The following is a 14,534-nucleotide window of genomic DNA, read 5'->3' on the forward strand; positions in this document are numbered from 1 at the left end:
TTGGGTGCCCAGCTGGTCGGTGATCCGTGAGAGCAGCTGAGCGGTGGTGTCGAGGGGCAGTGGCCGGCCGTCTGGTACCTGTACCTGCTCCGTCATGAACAGATCCTGGCGGATCGACATTGCGAGGCCGTTGCACGGCGGTGACAGGTGTTTACCGCGGCCTCACCGCCGCCCCGCGGCCGGTGTCAGGACCGCGTGCCGGACCGAGGGCTGCCCCGTCTGCCCCGGCAGGACGGCCCTCGGTCGAACGAACCGATCCGGTCCGTTCCGCGTCTGACCGGGTGTGAAGCGATCACGACTCAGACCTCGCCTGCCCGCACTGCCCCGCTCGCGCCGCTCACGGCGGCGCCTCGTGCAGGCCGCGATGCTCGGCTGTGTGCTCACTCTCGCCCCGGCGACCTGGATGCACGCCGTGGCCGACAGCCGGGTGAGGACCGTCGCGGAGGTGCCCGCGCAGGATGTGGCCGTGGTCTTCGGGGCGGGCCTGTGGAAGGGCCGGCCCACGCCCTATCTCGCGCACCGGCTGGACGCGGCCGCCGAGTTGTACCGGGCGGGCAAGGTGCGGGTCGTCCTGGTCACCGGGGACAACAGCCGGGTGGAGTACGACGAGCCGGACGCCATGCGCACCTATCTGACCGCCCGGGGCGTGCCGGACGGGCGGATCGTCAGCGACTACGCCGGGTTCGACACCTGGGACTCCTGTGTGCGCGCCAAGAAGATCTTCGGCGTGGACCGGGCGGTGCTCGTGACGCAGGGCTTCCACATCCGGCGGGCCGTCGCGCTGTGCCGTTCGGCCGGGGTCGAGTCGTACGGCGTCGGGGTCTCCGAACCGCACGACGCGACCTGGTACTACGGCGGGGTCCGCGAGATGGCCGCGGCCGGCAAGGCGGCGCTGGACGCGGCGGTCGAGCCCGATCCGCGGTTCCTGGGCGCCGAGGAGAAGGGTGTGCACGAGGCGCTGGCCGCGTCCGGACGGTGATCGTCTCCGGGTGACACGCGGCGGGCCGCTCGCTTCGGGATGCGCGGCGCGCGACAGTGATCGGTATGGAAAACGACGTGGCGACCCTGCTCAGCCGGCACACCGAGGCGCTCGCGCTCTTCTCCGACCGGGTGCACGCGGTGCGCCAGGAGCAGTGGGACGATCCGACACCCTGTACCGAGTGGTCGGTGCGTGATCTCGTGAACCATCTGACCGCGGAACAGTTGTGGGTGCCCCATCTGGTGGTCGAGGAAGCGGATCTCGACGAGGTGGGCGAGGCATACGACGGCGATGTCCTCGGCGCGCATCCGCGCCGGAGCTGGGACGCGGCGGCGCGCGCCGCCCGGGAGGCGTTCGCGGAGCCCGGCGCGCTGGAGCGGACGGTGCAGCTCTCCTACGGCGAGACGCCCGCGGTGGCCTACTGCGCGCAGATGACGACGGACGCGGTCGTGCACACCTGGGACCTGTCCCGTGCGATCGGCGCCTCCGAGCAGCTGCCGGAGGCGCTGGTGGCTTTCGCGCTCGACGAGGTGAGTCCCTACGCGTCGGAGCTGGAGGCGTCCGGGCTGTTCGCTCCGCCGATCGAGCCGCCGCCGGCCCACAGCCACCAGGCCAGACTGCTCGCACTGCTGGGCCGCCGCGCCTGATCGGACGAGGGCGCCCGGGATCGCGGCGCCTCACAGGGCGCGGCAGGGCAGGCGGAGGGGCGCGTACCCCGGCCGTAATGGGGCACGAGGGCCGGCGTAACAGAGGCCGCGCACGCTGGCCGTATGCCCGAGCTCACCGCCCCCGCCGCCCCGCTCACCGCGACGCACTGTCCGTACTGCGCCCTCCAGTGCGGCATGAATCTGCGCGGTCCCGGGCCGGGCGAGGAGACGGTGCAGGTCGTGGAGCGGCCGGACTTCCCCGTGAACCGGGGCGCGCTGTGCGGCAAGGGCCGTACCGCGCCCGCGCTGCTCTCCTCCCGGGTACGCCTGACCGAACCCCTGGTCAGGTCCGCTGCCACCGGCAGACTCGAGCCGGCCGGCTGGGAGGAGGCCCTGGAGCGGGTCGCGGAAGGGCTGCTGCGGACCAGGGCGGCCCACGGCCGGGACGCGGTCGGGGTGTTCGGCGGCGGCGGGCTGACCAACGAGAAGGCGTACACGCTCGGGAAGTTCGCCCGGGTGGTGCTCGGCACCTCGCAGATCGACTACAACGGGCGCTTCTGCATGTCGTCGGCCGCTGCCGCGCATCAGCGGGCGTTCGGACTGGACCGGGGGCTGCCGTTCCCGATGGAGGACATTCCCCGGACGGGCTGTGTGGTGCTCGTCGGCTCCAATCTTGCCGAGACCATGCCCCCGGCCCTGCGCTTCCTCACCGAACTGCGGGAGAACGGCGGCACGTTGATCGTCATCGACCCGCGCCGCACCCGCACCGCCGAGCAGGCGGACCTCCATCTCGCGCCCCGGCCCGGCACGGATCTGGCGCTGGCACTCGGTCTGCTGCATCTGGTGGTGGCCGAGGGCCGCACGGACGAGGCGTTCATCGCGGACCGCACGACCGGCTGGGAGGAGGCCAGGTCCGCGGCCATGGCGTACTGGCCGGAGCTGGTGGAACGGATCACGGGAGTGGGTGTGCCCCAACTGCGCGCGGCGGCCTCCCTGTTCTGCGACGCCTCGTCGTCGATGGTCCTCACCGCCCGCGGCCCCGAGCAGCAGTCCAAGGGCACGGACACGGTGAGCGCCTGGATCAATCTGTGCCTCGCGACGGGCCGGGCCGGGCGCCCGCTGTCCGGCTACGGCTGTCTGACCGGACAGGGCAACGGCCAGGGCGGCCGCGAACACGGCCAGAAGGCCGACCAGTTGCCCGGCTACCGCAAGCTGGACGACCCGGCGGCCCGGGCGCATGTGGCCGAGGTGTGGGGTGTGGCGCCCGAGTCGCTCCCGGGGCCGGGCCGCAGCGCGTACGAGCTTCTCGACGCGCTCGGCACCGAGGTGAGATCGCTGCTGGTGATGGGCTCCAACCCGGTGGTGTCGGCGCCGCGGGCCGCCCATGTGGAGGAGCGGCTCCGGTCGCTGGACTTCCTCGCGGTCGCGGACGTGGTGCTCTCCGAGACGGCCGCGCTGGCCGATGTGGTGCTCCCGGTGACCCAGTGGGCCGAGGAGACGGGGACGACGACGAACCTGGAGGGCCGGGTGCTGCTCCGCCGCCGCGCGGTGTCCGCGCCGCCGGGTGTCCGCAGCGATCTCGAGATCCTCGGCGGACTGGCCGCGCTGCTCGGTCACGAGAAGGGCTTCCCGGCGGACCCCGAGGAGGTGTTCGAGGAGCTGCGGCGGGCGTCCGCGGGCGGACCCGCGGACTACTCGGGCATCACGTACCGCAGGATCGCGGAGGAGGACGGGGTGTTCTGGCCCTGCCCGGAGGACTCGGCGGAGATCCGGCACCCGGGCACGCCCCGGCTGTTCCTCGACCGGTTCGCCACGCCTGACGGGCGGGCCCGCTTCGTACCGGTCACGCACCGGGCCGCGGCTGAGGAACCGGACGAGGACTACCCGGTGCTGCTGACGACCGGCCGGGTCGTCTCCCAGTACCAGTCCGGGGCCCAGACCCGGCGCGTCGACGAGCTCAACGCGGCGGCCCCGGGGCCCTTCGTGGAGCTGCATCCGCTGCTCGCCGAGCGCCTGGAGGCGGCCGAGGGCGACCGGATCGCCGTCGTCTCACGGCGGGGGCGGGCGGTCGGGCCGGCGCGGATCACCACGGGGATCCGGCCGGACACCGTGTTCATGCCCTTCCACTGGCCGGGCGAAGGCCGGGTCAACTCGGTGACGAACCCGGCGCTCGACCCGACGTCCCGGATGCCGGAGTTCAAGGTGTGCGCGGTACGGGTGGAGCGGGCGGACGCCGGGCCCGGGGCACTGGAAGCGGGGTAGCTCCCTTCGGCCGGGCCGTGTCTACGGGGCGGGGCCAGCCGACCGGGCGGGCGCCCCGACGGGAGCCGGGGTCAGCCCACCGGGCGGGCGCCCCGACGGGGGCCCGGGTCAGCCGACCGGGCGGGCGCACCAGTCGCCGCCCGGGATGGCGGTGCCGTGCGCGCGGAGCCTGCCCGCCACGTCCGGGGCCGCCACGTACACCCATGCCCGTACCGCCGTGCCGTCCGGGCGCAGCACGTCGAGTGCGACCCGTTCGTACAGATTGCGCGGGTGGCCGGGTGAGACGTACTCCTCCAGCCGGTCGAGCACGGTGAGCAGATCCGCGTACTCCCCCGGCGCGGCCGTCAGCAGGTCGCCCACGACGCCGGAGTCACCGCGGGTGCGGGACGACTCGACCGCGTACGGGTAGCCGGGGCCGTCGTAGAGCTCCGCTCCGGGGAGCCGTGCCGGTTCCTCGGCGGCGGTGCGGCCGTGCAGGAACAGGTCGTGGTTGCACTCCCCCGGCCGGAGGGTGCCGTAGACGAAGAAGGGCAGGCCCTGGCCGTTCATCGGGCCGAGGTCTCCGCGTCGATCCACGACAGGTAGGCGGCGCTGCCGGCCACCACCGGCGTGGCGATGATCTCCGGCGTCTCGTAGTCGTGGGCCGCCCGCAGATGCGCTTCCAGCTCCGGGTAGCGCTCCTCGGACGTCTTGAACAGGATCTGCCACTCCTGCGCGGTCTCGATCGTGTCCTGCCAGCGGTAGACGGAGGTGACGGGCGAGGAGATCTGCGCGCAGGCGGCGAGCCGTGCCTCCACGGCTCCGCGCGCCAGCTCCTCGGCCCTGGCCGCGCTGTCGGTGGTGGTCAGAACGGTGAGTGCCAGGGCCACAGGCGGACTCCGATCGCTTCGGGGGTACTCACGGGCGGGGCCTCACGGCCCCTGCCGGCCGGTCCGGCCCACCGTACGGGAGCCCCGCCCGCGCCCCGCCACCCGCCGGGGTCAGCCCGTGTACGGGTGCGCCGACTTGGCCGTCCGCAGGGCGCGGCCCCACCACGCGAGCTGGTCCAGCATCGCCTTGGCGGCGGCGTCGGGGGCCGCCGGGTCCCGGTGCCGGCCCTCGTCGTCGAAGTGGCCGCGGGCATTGTGGAAGGACACCGTGTCGCGGACGGTCACGGCGTGCATCTCGGCGAAGACCTGCCGCAGCTGCTCGACGGCGCGCAGCCCGCCGGACATGCCGCCGTACGAGACGAAGCCGACGGGCTTGGCCTGCCATTCGGTGAAGTGCCAGTCGACGAGCGCCTTCAGGGACGCGGGGAAGGAGTGGTTGTACTCGGGGGTGAGGACGACGACGGCGTCCGCGCCGTCCAGGACGGGCGAGACCTTGGCGAGCTCGGCGCGGACGGCGGGCGAGGGATCGTGGGAGATGGCGGTGGGGAGGTCCACCTCACCGAGATCGACGAGCTCGGTGGCGAAGTCCTCCCGCTGCCGGGCGTTGCCCAGGAACCACTCGGCGATGACGGGCCCGAAGCGCCCGTGGCGGTTGCTGGCGAGGATGACGGCGAGCCGGAGGGGGACGGCGCGGGAGGCGTCCGTGTACGGGTCTGCCTGCGGGTTCTGCTGCGTGATGAGGTCCATGGGCACGAGGGTGGTACCTCAAGCTTGCTTGAGGTCAAGCGGGCGGGGGCGGGCGTGTTCTGGCCTGCGGCCGGCGGGGCGTCGTGGCGCATGTTCGGCCGCGAGCGGACCGAGCCCGCGGGGGCGGGGCGCTTGGGCCTGCCGCCAGGCCTTGACGGCCGGGCGGGCCGGGTGCGAGTCACAGGTCGGCCGCGAGCCGACCGACCCCGGGGCGGGCGGGCAGGCACACCGCTGCGCGCGACAGGCCCTGAGGGCGCACAAGCCGGCCGCAGGCGGCGGGCGCGGCGCTCCAGGACGCCGGAGGCGTCCGGACCCGTCCCGGCGAGGGAGCGGCTCCAAGGAACGAAGCGCGCCGGCGAACGCGCGGAATCCCATGCAGAGCACGGCAGCCAAGAGCGCACGGTTCGGCGGCGGGCGAGGACCCTCTGCTGCGGCGGGCCTTGGGGGGAGGCACCCAAGCGGCCGCCAGGTTGGGGACGGTGGGCGCGGCGAAGGGCGGGCCAGCACGCCGCAGGCGGGCGGCCGACCCTGGCGACGGAGCGTCCAGGCCCGCTACCGGCGAAGAGCAGGGCCCCCGGCCGCCCGCCCAGCGCGGCGGCCCCTGACGACCGAAGCGTCCGAGCCCGCCACCGGCAACGAGCAGGCCCCGGGGGCGAAGGCCCGCAGCACCTGACCCGTGGCGCGCGCCCGTCCGCGTCACCCATTCAGGCCGGGGGGCGACGATTGACCATGTTCCGCCCTGACCTGCGACAACCTCGGCTGTCCAGCGCGACACGCCGGGAACGGGCCCATATCTGATGCGGCATCAGCAGGCGTGCGACACGCGCTGCGCCTTACCTCGAAGAAGACGACCTCAGTCGCACCGTTCTTCCCGGAGGAACCCCATGCGTACCGCCGCCCCCCTGCTGACCGGCCTCGCGCCGGCAGCTGACCTCATAGGCACCGGTGCCACCGGGACGTCGGCCGGAACCCTGGGGAGCGGCCACGGCGCCGGTGACGTGGTGGTCGGGCTCCGTGGCGGGCCGGGCGGCCACGGACACGTCGGTCTCGGCCGCAGCGTCGGCCCGGACATCACCCAGATCGCGGCGGGTGTGGCCCTGCAGGCCACACCCGCCGTCGGCGGGACGCTGCTCCTGCGCAGTCGGGCGAGCGGCTCGCAGGGCAGCTGACGGGGGACGGCTTCCGTCCCCCGTCCCCGCCATGTCCCCGTTCCCGCCGGACCTTCGAGTCCGCCGGGAGCGGGGACCTTTCATTCGAACGGCCGACGCGCACCACCGGCATGAGCCACGTGGACGGCGTCCGCAGGCATCCCGCGGTGGATCACGCCGTCCACTGGTCGAACGCCAGTTTCGCGACCAGCGAGAAGACCACGACGAGCAGGACACCGCGCACGAACTCGCTGCCCTTGCGGAGCGCCATACGCGCGCCGAACATCGCACCCGCCAGGTTGAACACCGCCATCAGCGCGGCCAGCTGCCACATCACGGTGCCCTGGTAGGCGAACATCGCGAGCGCACCGGCGTTGGTGCAGACGTTGACGATCTTGGCGGTGGCCGACGCGGTCACCAGGTCGAGATGGAGGACGGCGGTGAGCGCGAGCACCAGGAAGGTGCCCGTGCCGGGGCCGAACAGCCCGTCGTAGAAGCCGATGCCGCCGCCGACGAGGACGATCGCGGTGACCGTGCGGGCGCGGGTGACGGGCTTCTTGCCGTCGTCCGCGCCCGTACCGAAGGCGGGCCGCAGCATCACGAAGGCGGCGACCCCCAGCAGTACGACCATGATCACGGGGCGGAGCACATCGCTGCTGATCCCGGCCGCGAAGAACGCGCCGCCCATCGACCCCGCCAGTGCGGCGAGGCCGATCCGTACGGCCGTCCGTACCGACACGGGGGCCTTGCGCACATAGGTGATGGCCGCGCCCGAGGTGCCGACGATGGCGACCGCCTTGTTGGTGCCGAGGATCTGCGCGGCCTGGACGCCTGGCAGGCCGAGCAGCAGCGCCGGGAGCAGCAGCAGTCCGCCGCCCCCGACGACGGCGTCGATCCAGCCGGCCGCGGCCGCGGCGAGGCAGAGGAAAAGGAGCGTGGTCAGCGATATGTCGGGCACGTCCGCGACCCTACGAAGGAGATGGGTGTGGCGTCCATCGATCTCTGAAGGCTTGAGGGGTCTCTGAGCTTCGGGTGCCGATGACGACGGTCGCGTACAGCTCGTCCGAGGTGGCCACCCGCGCGCCGAGCCCGTCCCGGGTGACGATCGCCGCCGCCCGCTCCGCCTGCCGCTCGCTCGTCTCGAACAGCAGCGAGCCGCCGGGGGCAAGCCAGGACGCGGCCTCGGCGGTCACCCGCCGCAGGACGTCGAGGCCGTCCGCCCCTCCGTCGAGCGCCACCCGCGCCTCGTGCACCCGGGCTTCGGCGGGCAGCAGGTCGATCTCCTCGGTCGGCACATACGGCACATTGGCCAGCAGCACGTCGACCCGGCCACGCAGATGGCCCGGCAGCGGGTCGTACAGGTCGCCCTCGTACGCCAGGCCGCCGGCGGCGCGGACATTGCGGCGGGCGCAGCGCACGGCGGCGGGGTCGATGTCGGCGGCGTGCAGTTCGGCCCCTTCCAGGCCCGCGACGAGCGCGGCGCCGAGCGCGCCGGTACCGCAGCACAGATCGACGACGACGGCTCCCGGCCGGGCGAGGGCCGCGGCCTGCTCGACGAGGAACTCGGTACGGCGGCGGGGGACGAAGACCCCGGGGTCGACCGCGATGCGCAGACCGTGGAACCCGGCCCAGCCGAGGACGTGTTCCAGGGGCTGTCCTTCGATCCGGCGGCCGACCATGGCGGCGAGATCGGCGGGCGTCCGCGCGGTGGCGACGAGCAGTTCCGCCTCGTCCTCGGCGAAGACACACCCGGCGGCACGCAGCCTGGTGACGATCGCGGACGGGGACAGAGAGGAGGGAGAAAGCGACATGAGAGCCTTTCGGATACCGAAGGGCGCTCTCCGTCGCCTAGGCCGGTCGAACCGGTTCGACCGACGGACCACGGTGGGAGAGCACCCCGCCTGGTACAGCAGCGGTAATGGGGCTCACCTCCTCGGCCGGTCCACTGATGTGGAGACGGCAACACTACCCGACCTGCCCCGACGCGCACGGGCATCCGCGCACCGTGCCCCGGGTCCACCGGCGCCGGCCTCACAGGACGGGGCGGGCGGCGCTGAGGGCAGCGTTCCCGGTGGGAAACAGAGGAGCACCTGACGGGTAACAACGGACCCGCAGGCTGCGGACATGGCTACAGAGACCGTGGTGATCGGCGGCGGGACGGCGGGTGCGCGAGTGGCGCACCGGCTCGTCACCGCCGGTGTGCCCGTTACCGTGCTCGGCGAGGAGACCCACGGGCCGTACAACCGGGTGCTGCTCGCCGACGTGCTCGCCGGGCGCTACGGCCCCGAGGTGATCAGCCTGCCCGACGTGCCGGTACGGCGCGGCGTGCGGGCGGTGTCGATCGACCGGGAGCGGCGGCTCGTGCACTGCGCGGACGGCACGGCGACGCCGTACGGCCGGCTGGTGCTGGCGACCGGGTCGAACCCGGTTCTTCCACCGCTGCGCGGCCTGGGCGGTGAACTGCCCGATGGGGTCCACCCGTTCCGTACGCTCGACGACTGCGCGGCACTCTCCGCCGCGGTGCGCCCCGGTCTGCACGCGGTGGTCGTCGGCGGCGGGCTGCTCGGTGTCTCCGCCGCCCGCGCCCTCGCGGCGCGCGGCGCCCGGGTGGTGCTCGCCCAGCAGGGCGAGTACCTGATGGAACGTCATATCGACCCGGCGGCCTCGCGGTTGCTCCGTACGCATCTCGAAGCCCTGGGGGTGGAGGTGCACACCGAGTGCCGTGTCCGGGGACTGCGCGGCACGGCCGTCGAGCTCGCCGACGGCTTCGTGCTCGACTCCGAACTGGTCGTCCTCGCCTGCGGTGTGCGCCCCCGGGTCGGTCTGGCCGTCGAGGCCGGACTCGATGTCCGTACGGGCGTCGTCGTCGACGACCGGCTGCGCACCTCGGACCCGTACATCCATGCCGTCGGGGACTGCGCCGAGCACGACGGGCGCGTCTACGGTCTCGCCGGTCCGGCGCTCGACCAGGCCGACGTCCTGGCGTCCGTCCTCACCGGCCAGACCGCGCGCTACACCGGCACCCGGGCCCTGACCCGGCTCACGCTGTCCGGACAGGGGCCTTTCGACCTGGCCGCGTTCGGCGAGACCAGCCCGCTGCCCGGCGACGACGTCGTGCGGCTCGCCGACGCCACCCGGGGCGCGTACCGCAAGGTCGTCGTCCGCGGGGACCGGCTCGTCGGCGGAATCCTGCTGGGCGATCTCACGACCGTCGGCGAACTGGCCCGTACCTGGGAGGGCGACGAGCCGCTCCCCTCCACCCCGCTGTTGCACCTGCTTGGAGGCTCCTGAGATGTCCACCCCCACGATCGTGGTCGTCGGCCACGGGATGGTCGGCCAGCGATTCCTCGAGGCACTCGCGGAGCGCGGAACGACCGGGCACGCACGGATCGTCGTGCTGTGCGAGGAGCCGCGGCCGGCCTACGACCGGGTCCGGCTGACCTCGTACTTCGACGGCCGTACGCCCGACGAACTCTCCCTCGCCGACGCGGACTTCATGGAGCGGCACGGCATCGAGCTGTACCTCGACGACCCGGCCGAGAGCGTCGAGAGGGCCGCGCGCACGGTCACCTCGCGCGCCGGACGGACGTTCACCTACGACACCCTCGTCCTCGCCACCGGCTCGTACCCGTTCGTACCGCCGGTGCCGAACAAGGACGCCGAGGGCTGCTTCGTCTACCGCACCATCGAGGACCTGCTGGCGATCGAGGAGTACGCCAAGACGGCCACCACGGGTGCCGTCGTCGGCGGCGGGCTGCTCGGCCTGGAGGCGGCCGGCGCGCTCAAGGGACTCGGTCTCACCACGCACATCGTGGAGTTCGCCCCCCGGCTGATGCCGGTCCAGGTCGACGAGGGCGGCGGCGCCGCCCTGCTGCGCACGATCGAGGGCATGGGGCTCACCGTCCACACGGGCACGGGCACCCAGGAGATCACCGTCGACGACGCCGGGGCGGTCAACGGCATGGCCCTGTCGGACGGTTCGGTCCTCGCGACCGATCTGGTCGTCTTCTCCGCGGGCGTCCGGCCGCGGGACCAGCTCGCCCGGGACATGGGCCTGGAGGTCGGCGCACGCGGCGGCATCGTGGTCGACGGGCAGTGCCGCACCTCCGACCCGGCGGTGTTCGCCATCGGCGAGTGCGCGCTCGCGGCGGACGGCCGGGTGTACGGCCTGGTCGCGCCCGGGTACGAGATGGCCCAGACGGCGGCGGCCGCGCTCGCCGGTGAGGCCGGGGAGTTCACCGGCGCCGACATGTCCACCAAGCTCAAGCTCCTCGGCGTGGACGTGGCGTCCTTCGGCGACGCACACGGCGCGGCGGAGGGCTGCCTGGACGTCGTGTACTCCGACTCCCGCTCCGGGGTCTACAAGAAGCTGGTCGTCGGCGCCGGCGGCGAGCTGCTCGGCGGTGTCCTCGTCGGGGACGCCGAACAGTACGGTCTGCTGCGCCCGCTCACCGGCAGTGTGCCGCCGGTCTCCGCCGAGCAGCTGGTGCTGCCGGCAGGTGCGGGTGCGCCGGTGGCGCTCGGGCCCTCCGCCCTCCCCGACGACGCGGTCATCTGCTCCTGCCACAACGTCACCAAGGGCGAGATCTGTGCCTGCTCCTCGCTCCCCGAGGTCAAGAAGTGCACCAAGGCGGGTACGGGATGCGGCAGTTGTGTCAAGGTCATCGGCCAGCTGCTGCCGCCGTCCGGCGAGAAGGGCCTGTGCGGCTGCTTCGGCCACACCCGCAGCGAGCTGTACGAGATCGTCCGCACCCTGCGGCTCACCTCGTACGCCCAACTGCTCGACTCGCACGGCCGCGAGGAGGCACGCGGCACGGACGGCTGCGAGATCTGCAAGCCGGCGGTCGGGTCCATCCTGGCGTCGCTGGACGGCGGCTACATCCTGGACGGCGAGCAGGCAGCGCTCCAGGACACCAACGACCACTTCCTCGCCAACCTCCAGCGCAACGGCTCGTACTCGATCGTGCCGCGCATCCCCGGCGGTGAGATCACCCCGGAGAAGCTGATCGTCATCGGTGAGGTGGCGCGGGACTACGGTCTCTACACGAAGATCACCGGTGGCCAGCGCATCGACCTGTTCGGCGCACGCGTCGACCAGCTCCCGGGCATCTGGGCCCGCCTGGTGGACGCGGGCTTCGAGTCGGGGCACGCGTACGGCAAGGCGCTGCGCACGGTCAAGTCCTGTGTGGGGCAGACCTGGTGCCGCTACGGGGTGCAGGACTCGGTCCGCATGGCGATCGACCTGGAACTGCGCTACCGCGGCCTGCGCTCGCCGCACAAACTCAAGTCCGCGGTCTCGGGATGCGCACGGGAGTGCGCGGAGGCGCAGTCCAAGGACTTCGGCATCATCGCCACGGCGAGCGGCTGGAACCTGTACGTCGGCGGGAACGGCGGCGCGACCCCGCGCCATGCCGACCTGCTCGCACAGGACCTCTCGGACACCGAACTGGTCCGCCTGATCGACCGGTTCCTGATGTTCTACATCCGCACGGCGGACCGGCTGGAGCGTACGTCGACCTGGCTGGAGCGGCTGGAGGGCGGCCTGGAGCATCTGCGGGACGTCGTCGTCCACGACTCGCTCGGGCTGTGCGACGAACTGGAGGCGCTGATGGCACAGCATGTGGCGGGCTACCGCGACGAGTGGGCCGAGACGCTCCGCGACCCGGACCGGCTGCGCCGCTTCGTCTCCTTCGTGAACGCCCCGGACACCCCGGACCCGTCGGTCCGCTTCGTTCCCGAGCGCGGGCAGATCAAGCCCGATCTCACGTTTCTCACCCTGGAAGGGGCCGGTTCCCGATGAGCGTCCAACTGCTGGTGAGCGGCGAGTGGTTCACCGTCTGCGAGGCGTCCCGGCTGACCCCGGGACGCGGTATCGCGGCGTTGCTGCCGGACGGCCGCCAGGTGGCACTGTTCCTGGACCGCGCGGGACGGGTCCACGCCATCGACAACCGGGACCCCTTCGCCGGGGCCCAGGTCCTCTCCCGCGGCCTTCTCGGCTCGTCGGCGGGCGCGCCGTTCGTCGCCTCACCGCTGCTCAAGCAGCGTTTCGACCTGGCGACCGGCCGCTGTCTGGACGACGAGGACGTCTCGGTACGGGCCTACGAGGTACGGCTGGGCCGGCCGTCGTCGGGAGAGGCGGGCCGCATGGAGCCGCGCCTCGCGGAGAGCGTCCCGGCAGGCGGCGCCTGACATCCGCTGACACGGGAGCGGCCCGGGGCACCGATACCGGCGCCGGCAGTGGCTCCCCGCCCCCGCGGTTCAATACGCTGACGGCCCCGGGTCTTCACCACCGACCGGGGTCTTCACCACCGAGGGGCGCAGCGATGGCGGGCTGGAGCACCAGCGACATTCCGGATCAGCACGGGCGTACGGCCGTGGTCACCGGGGCCAACAGCGGTATCGGTCTCGTCACCGCGCGGGAACTGGCCCGCAAGGGCGCGCGGGTGGTCCTCGCGTGCCGCAGCGAGTCCCGCGGCCGGGAGGCGGAGAGTGCCATCCGGGCCGACGTTCCGGGCGCGGACGTGGAGTTCAGGCCGCTGGACCTGGCGGACCTGACGTCCGTACGGGACTTCGCTGCCTCGTACCCGTACGACCGGCTCGATCTGCTGATCAACAACGCCGGTGTGATGGCGCTGCCCCACTCGGTGACGGCCGACGGCTTCGAGACGCAGTTCGGCATCAACCACCTCGGGCACTTCGCCCTGACGGGCCTGCTGCTGCCGAAGCTCCTGGGCACACCGGGCGCCCGGGTGGTGAGCCTGTCGAGCTTCATGCACGCGATGGCCAACATCGACATCGGCGATCTCAACAGCGAGCGCCGCTACAGCCCGTGGACCGCCTACTCCCGCTCCAAGACGGCGAACCTGCTGTTCGTCCACGAACTGGCCAGGCGGCTGGGTGCGGTGGGCTCCGAGGTCGTGGCGGCCGCCGCCCACCCCGGCTACGCGAACACCAACCTCCAGGCGGCCGGGGCGCGCATGGCGGGCCAGAAGACCAAGGAACGGTTCATGCAGACCGGCAACCGGATCTTCGCCCAGTCCGCCGCGTCCGGGGCGCTGCCCACGCTGTACGCGGCCACCGCGCCGGACGTCCGGCCGGACTCGTTCACCGGTCCGCGGATCCTGGGATGGAGGGGTGCGCCGGCTCCGTCGTGGCGGCTGTCGTGGTCGACGAACGACGTGGCCGGCGAGCGGCTGTGGGTGGCGTCGGAGCAGCTGACCGGGGTGACGTACGAGGGGCTCAAGTCCTGAGCCCCGGACACGGCCCAGGGCCTGTCGGCGGGCGGCTTCAGCGCAGCCCCGACGCCTCGAACACCTCCCGGGCCGTGTCCGACTCGATCCGCCTGGCCAGCGACTGAAGCACCGCGGAGCCGCTGCTCAGCAGTCCGTCCGCACGCGCCCGCCGGGCCCCGGTGTCCAGTTCGTGCCACAGCAGCGGATTGGCGGTCAGGGTCTCCAGCTCCACCTCGACCCGCGCACCCCACACATCGCGGAGCACGATCCGCGGCCTGATGCCGTCACGGCGGCCGACCTGGGTGAGCAGGTCGGTGCTGACCCGGCGCTCGCCGAGCAGTCCGCGTACGGCGATCCAGTGGCGGCCCGCGGTCACCCGGCTCGGGAAGAGCACCGAGAACAGCAGGGCCGCGAGCGCGGTCCACAGCCCCGAGCGCAGCCCGTCGAGCGTGCCCGCCGCCAGGTCCACGAGATGCAGCAGGACCAGCAGAGAGGCCGCGCAGAAGACCGCCGCCCGCACATCGGCCGCCCAGCGGCGGTCCTCGGCCGTCACCACCGTGTCGCCGGCCCCAAGGCACCCGGCGCTGTTCCCGCTCTCGCCCGTTTTCATGGCCGGGACGGTAAACCGGCCCGGGGAGCCGCGTCTTCAC

The 14,534-nt window shown here is 73.1% G+C and carries 14 protein-coding genes; 8 read left to right on the forward strand and 6 right to left on the reverse strand.

What is annotated here, in order from left to right:
* Positions 1–283: 283 nt before the first annotated feature.
* The 3 genes from ACQPWZ_RS11690 (at position 284) to ACQPWZ_RS11700 (ending at position 3,888) form a co-directional block, all read left to right on the forward strand.
* Positions 284–979 carry a SanA/YdcF family protein gene (locus tag ACQPWZ_RS11690; RefSeq protein ID WP_433571290.1) on the forward strand — a complete coding sequence of 232 codons (696 nt, stop codon included), beginning with the start codon at positions 284–286 and terminating at the stop codon, positions 977–979.
* Between the two features lie 65 nt (positions 980–1,044).
* Positions 1,045–1,626, forward strand: coding sequence for a TIGR03086 family metal-binding protein (locus ACQPWZ_RS11695; protein WP_433571291.1), 582 nt, complete (start codon positions 1,045–1,047; stop codon positions 1,624–1,626).
* A 123-nt stretch (positions 1,627–1,749) separates the two neighbouring features.
* Positions 1,750–3,888, forward strand: coding sequence for a molybdopterin oxidoreductase family protein (locus ACQPWZ_RS11700; protein WP_340472990.1), 2,139 nt, complete (start codon positions 1,750–1,752; stop codon positions 3,886–3,888).
* Positions 3,889–3,996: 108 nt separating this feature from the next.
* Here ACQPWZ_RS11700 and ACQPWZ_RS11705 read toward each other — a convergent pair whose 3' ends face one another.
* The 3 genes from ACQPWZ_RS11705 to ACQPWZ_RS11715 form a co-directional block, all read right to left on the reverse strand.
* Positions 3,997–4,437: a gamma-glutamylcyclotransferase family protein gene (locus tag ACQPWZ_RS11705; protein ID WP_433571292.1), complete on the reverse strand. Its 441-nt coding sequence runs from the start codon at positions 4,435–4,437 to the stop codon at positions 3,997–3,999.
* A complete protein-coding gene (gene cutA / locus ACQPWZ_RS11710) occupies positions 4,434–4,757 on the reverse strand; it encodes a divalent-cation tolerance protein CutA (RefSeq protein WP_340472991.1) in 324 nt (107 codons plus the stop codon). Before cutA ends, ACQPWZ_RS11705 begins: the two co-directional genes overlap by 4 nt.
* Positions 4,758–4,868: 111 nt before the next feature.
* A complete protein-coding gene (locus ACQPWZ_RS11715) occupies positions 4,869–5,504 on the reverse strand; it encodes an NADPH-dependent FMN reductase (protein ID WP_340472992.1) in 636 nt (211 codons plus the stop codon).
* An 884-nt stretch (positions 5,505–6,388) separates the two neighbouring features.
* Here ACQPWZ_RS11715 and ACQPWZ_RS11720 point away from each other — a divergent pair.
* Positions 6,389–6,673 (forward strand): hypothetical protein, encoded by a 285-nt coding sequence (locus ACQPWZ_RS11720; RefSeq protein WP_356701626.1) that lies wholly within the window; start codon positions 6,389–6,391, stop codon positions 6,671–6,673.
* A 151-nt stretch (positions 6,674–6,824) separates the two neighbouring features.
* On the opposite strand, the gene ACQPWZ_RS11725 is transcribed toward ACQPWZ_RS11720, so the two are convergent.
* The gene (locus ACQPWZ_RS11725) at positions 6,825–7,610 is read right to left on the reverse strand and encodes a sulfite exporter TauE/SafE family protein (RefSeq protein ID WP_340472994.1); all 786 of its coding nucleotides are present in this window, start codon (positions 7,608–7,610) and stop codon (positions 6,825–6,827) included.
* A 10-nt stretch (positions 7,611–7,620) separates the two neighbouring features.
* Positions 7,621–8,463, reverse strand: coding sequence for a putative protein N(5)-glutamine methyltransferase (locus ACQPWZ_RS11730; protein WP_433571293.1), 843 nt, complete (start codon positions 8,461–8,463; stop codon positions 7,621–7,623).
* 313 nt (positions 8,464–8,776) lie between these two features.
* On the opposite strand from ACQPWZ_RS11730, the gene ACQPWZ_RS11735 reads away from it, so the two are divergent.
* The 4 genes from ACQPWZ_RS11735 to ACQPWZ_RS11750 all read left to right on the forward strand — a co-directional run bounded on the left by ACQPWZ_RS11735 (position 8,777) and on the right by ACQPWZ_RS11750 (position 13,902).
* A complete protein-coding gene (locus ACQPWZ_RS11735; protein WP_433571294.1) occupies positions 8,777–9,943 on the forward strand; it encodes an NAD(P)/FAD-dependent oxidoreductase in 1,167 nt (388 codons plus the stop codon).
* Position 9,944: 1 nt separating this feature from the next.
* The gene (nirB, locus tag ACQPWZ_RS11740; protein ID WP_433571295.1) at positions 9,945–12,452 is read left to right on the forward strand and encodes a nitrite reductase large subunit NirB; all 2,508 of its coding nucleotides are present in this window, start codon (positions 9,945–9,947) and stop codon (positions 12,450–12,452) included.
* Positions 12,449–12,841, forward strand: coding sequence for a nitrite reductase small subunit NirD (gene nirD / locus ACQPWZ_RS11745; RefSeq protein ID WP_340472998.1), 393 nt, complete (start codon positions 12,449–12,451; stop codon positions 12,839–12,841). Before nirB ends, nirD begins: the two co-directional genes overlap by 4 nt.
* Positions 12,842–12,975: 134 nt before the next feature.
* A complete protein-coding gene (locus tag ACQPWZ_RS11750) occupies positions 12,976–13,902 on the forward strand; it encodes an oxidoreductase (RefSeq protein WP_433571296.1) in 927 nt (308 codons plus the stop codon).
* Between the two features lie 37 nt (positions 13,903–13,939).
* Here the strand turns inward: ACQPWZ_RS11750 and ACQPWZ_RS11755 are convergent, their stop codons facing one another.
* A complete protein-coding gene (locus ACQPWZ_RS11755; protein WP_340473000.1) occupies positions 13,940–14,494 on the reverse strand; it encodes a hypothetical protein in 555 nt (184 codons plus the stop codon).
* Positions 14,495–14,534 lie beyond the last annotated feature (40 nt).

The sequence above is a fragment of the Streptomyces sp. CA-251247 genome, from assembly GCF_050952975.1.
GTDB lineage: Bacteria > Actinomycetota > Actinomycetes > Streptomycetales > Streptomycetaceae > Streptomyces > Streptomyces achmelvichensis.

What these genes read in the sequence shown, in the direction of transcription:
- ACQPWZ_RS11695 (WP_433571291.1), top strand. Translation starts at nt 1,045, where the DNA reads ATGGAAAACGACGTGGCGACCCTGCTCAGCCGGCACACCGAGGCGCTC.
- ACQPWZ_RS11700 (WP_340472990.1), top strand. Translation starts at nt 1,750, where the DNA reads ATGCCCGAGCTCACCGCCCCCGCCGCCCCGCTCACCGCGACGCACTGT.
- ACQPWZ_RS11705 (WP_433571292.1), bottom strand. Translation starts at nt 4,437, where the DNA reads ATGAACGGCCAGGGCCTGCCCTTCTTCGTCTACGGCACCCTCCGGCCG.
- ACQPWZ_RS11715 (WP_340472992.1), bottom strand. Translation starts at nt 5,504, where the DNA reads ATGGACCTCATCACGCAGCAGAACCCGCAGGCAGACCCGTACACGGAC.
- ACQPWZ_RS11720 (WP_356701626.1), top strand. Translation starts at nt 6,389, where the DNA reads ATGCGTACCGCCGCCCCCCTGCTGACCGGCCTCGCGCCGGCAGCTGAC.
- ACQPWZ_RS11730 (WP_433571293.1), bottom strand. Translation starts at nt 8,463, where the DNA reads ATGTCGCTTTCTCCCTCCTCTCTGTCCCCGTCCGCGATCGTCACCAGG.
- ACQPWZ_RS11735 (WP_433571294.1), top strand. Translation starts at nt 8,777, where the DNA reads ATGGCTACAGAGACCGTGGTGATCGGCGGCGGGACGGCGGGTGCGCGA.
- nirB (WP_433571295.1), top strand. Translation starts at nt 9,945, where the DNA reads ATGTCCACCCCCACGATCGTGGTCGTCGGCCACGGGATGGTCGGCCAG.
- nirD (WP_340472998.1), top strand. Translation starts at nt 12,449, where the DNA reads ATGAGCGTCCAACTGCTGGTGAGCGGCGAGTGGTTCACCGTCTGCGAG.
- ACQPWZ_RS11750 (WP_433571296.1), top strand. Translation starts at nt 12,976, where the DNA reads ATGGCGGGCTGGAGCACCAGCGACATTCCGGATCAGCACGGGCGTACG.
- ACQPWZ_RS11755 (WP_340473000.1), bottom strand. Translation starts at nt 14,494, where the DNA reads ATGAAAACGGGCGAGAGCGGGAACAGCGCCGGGTGCCTTGGGGCCGGC.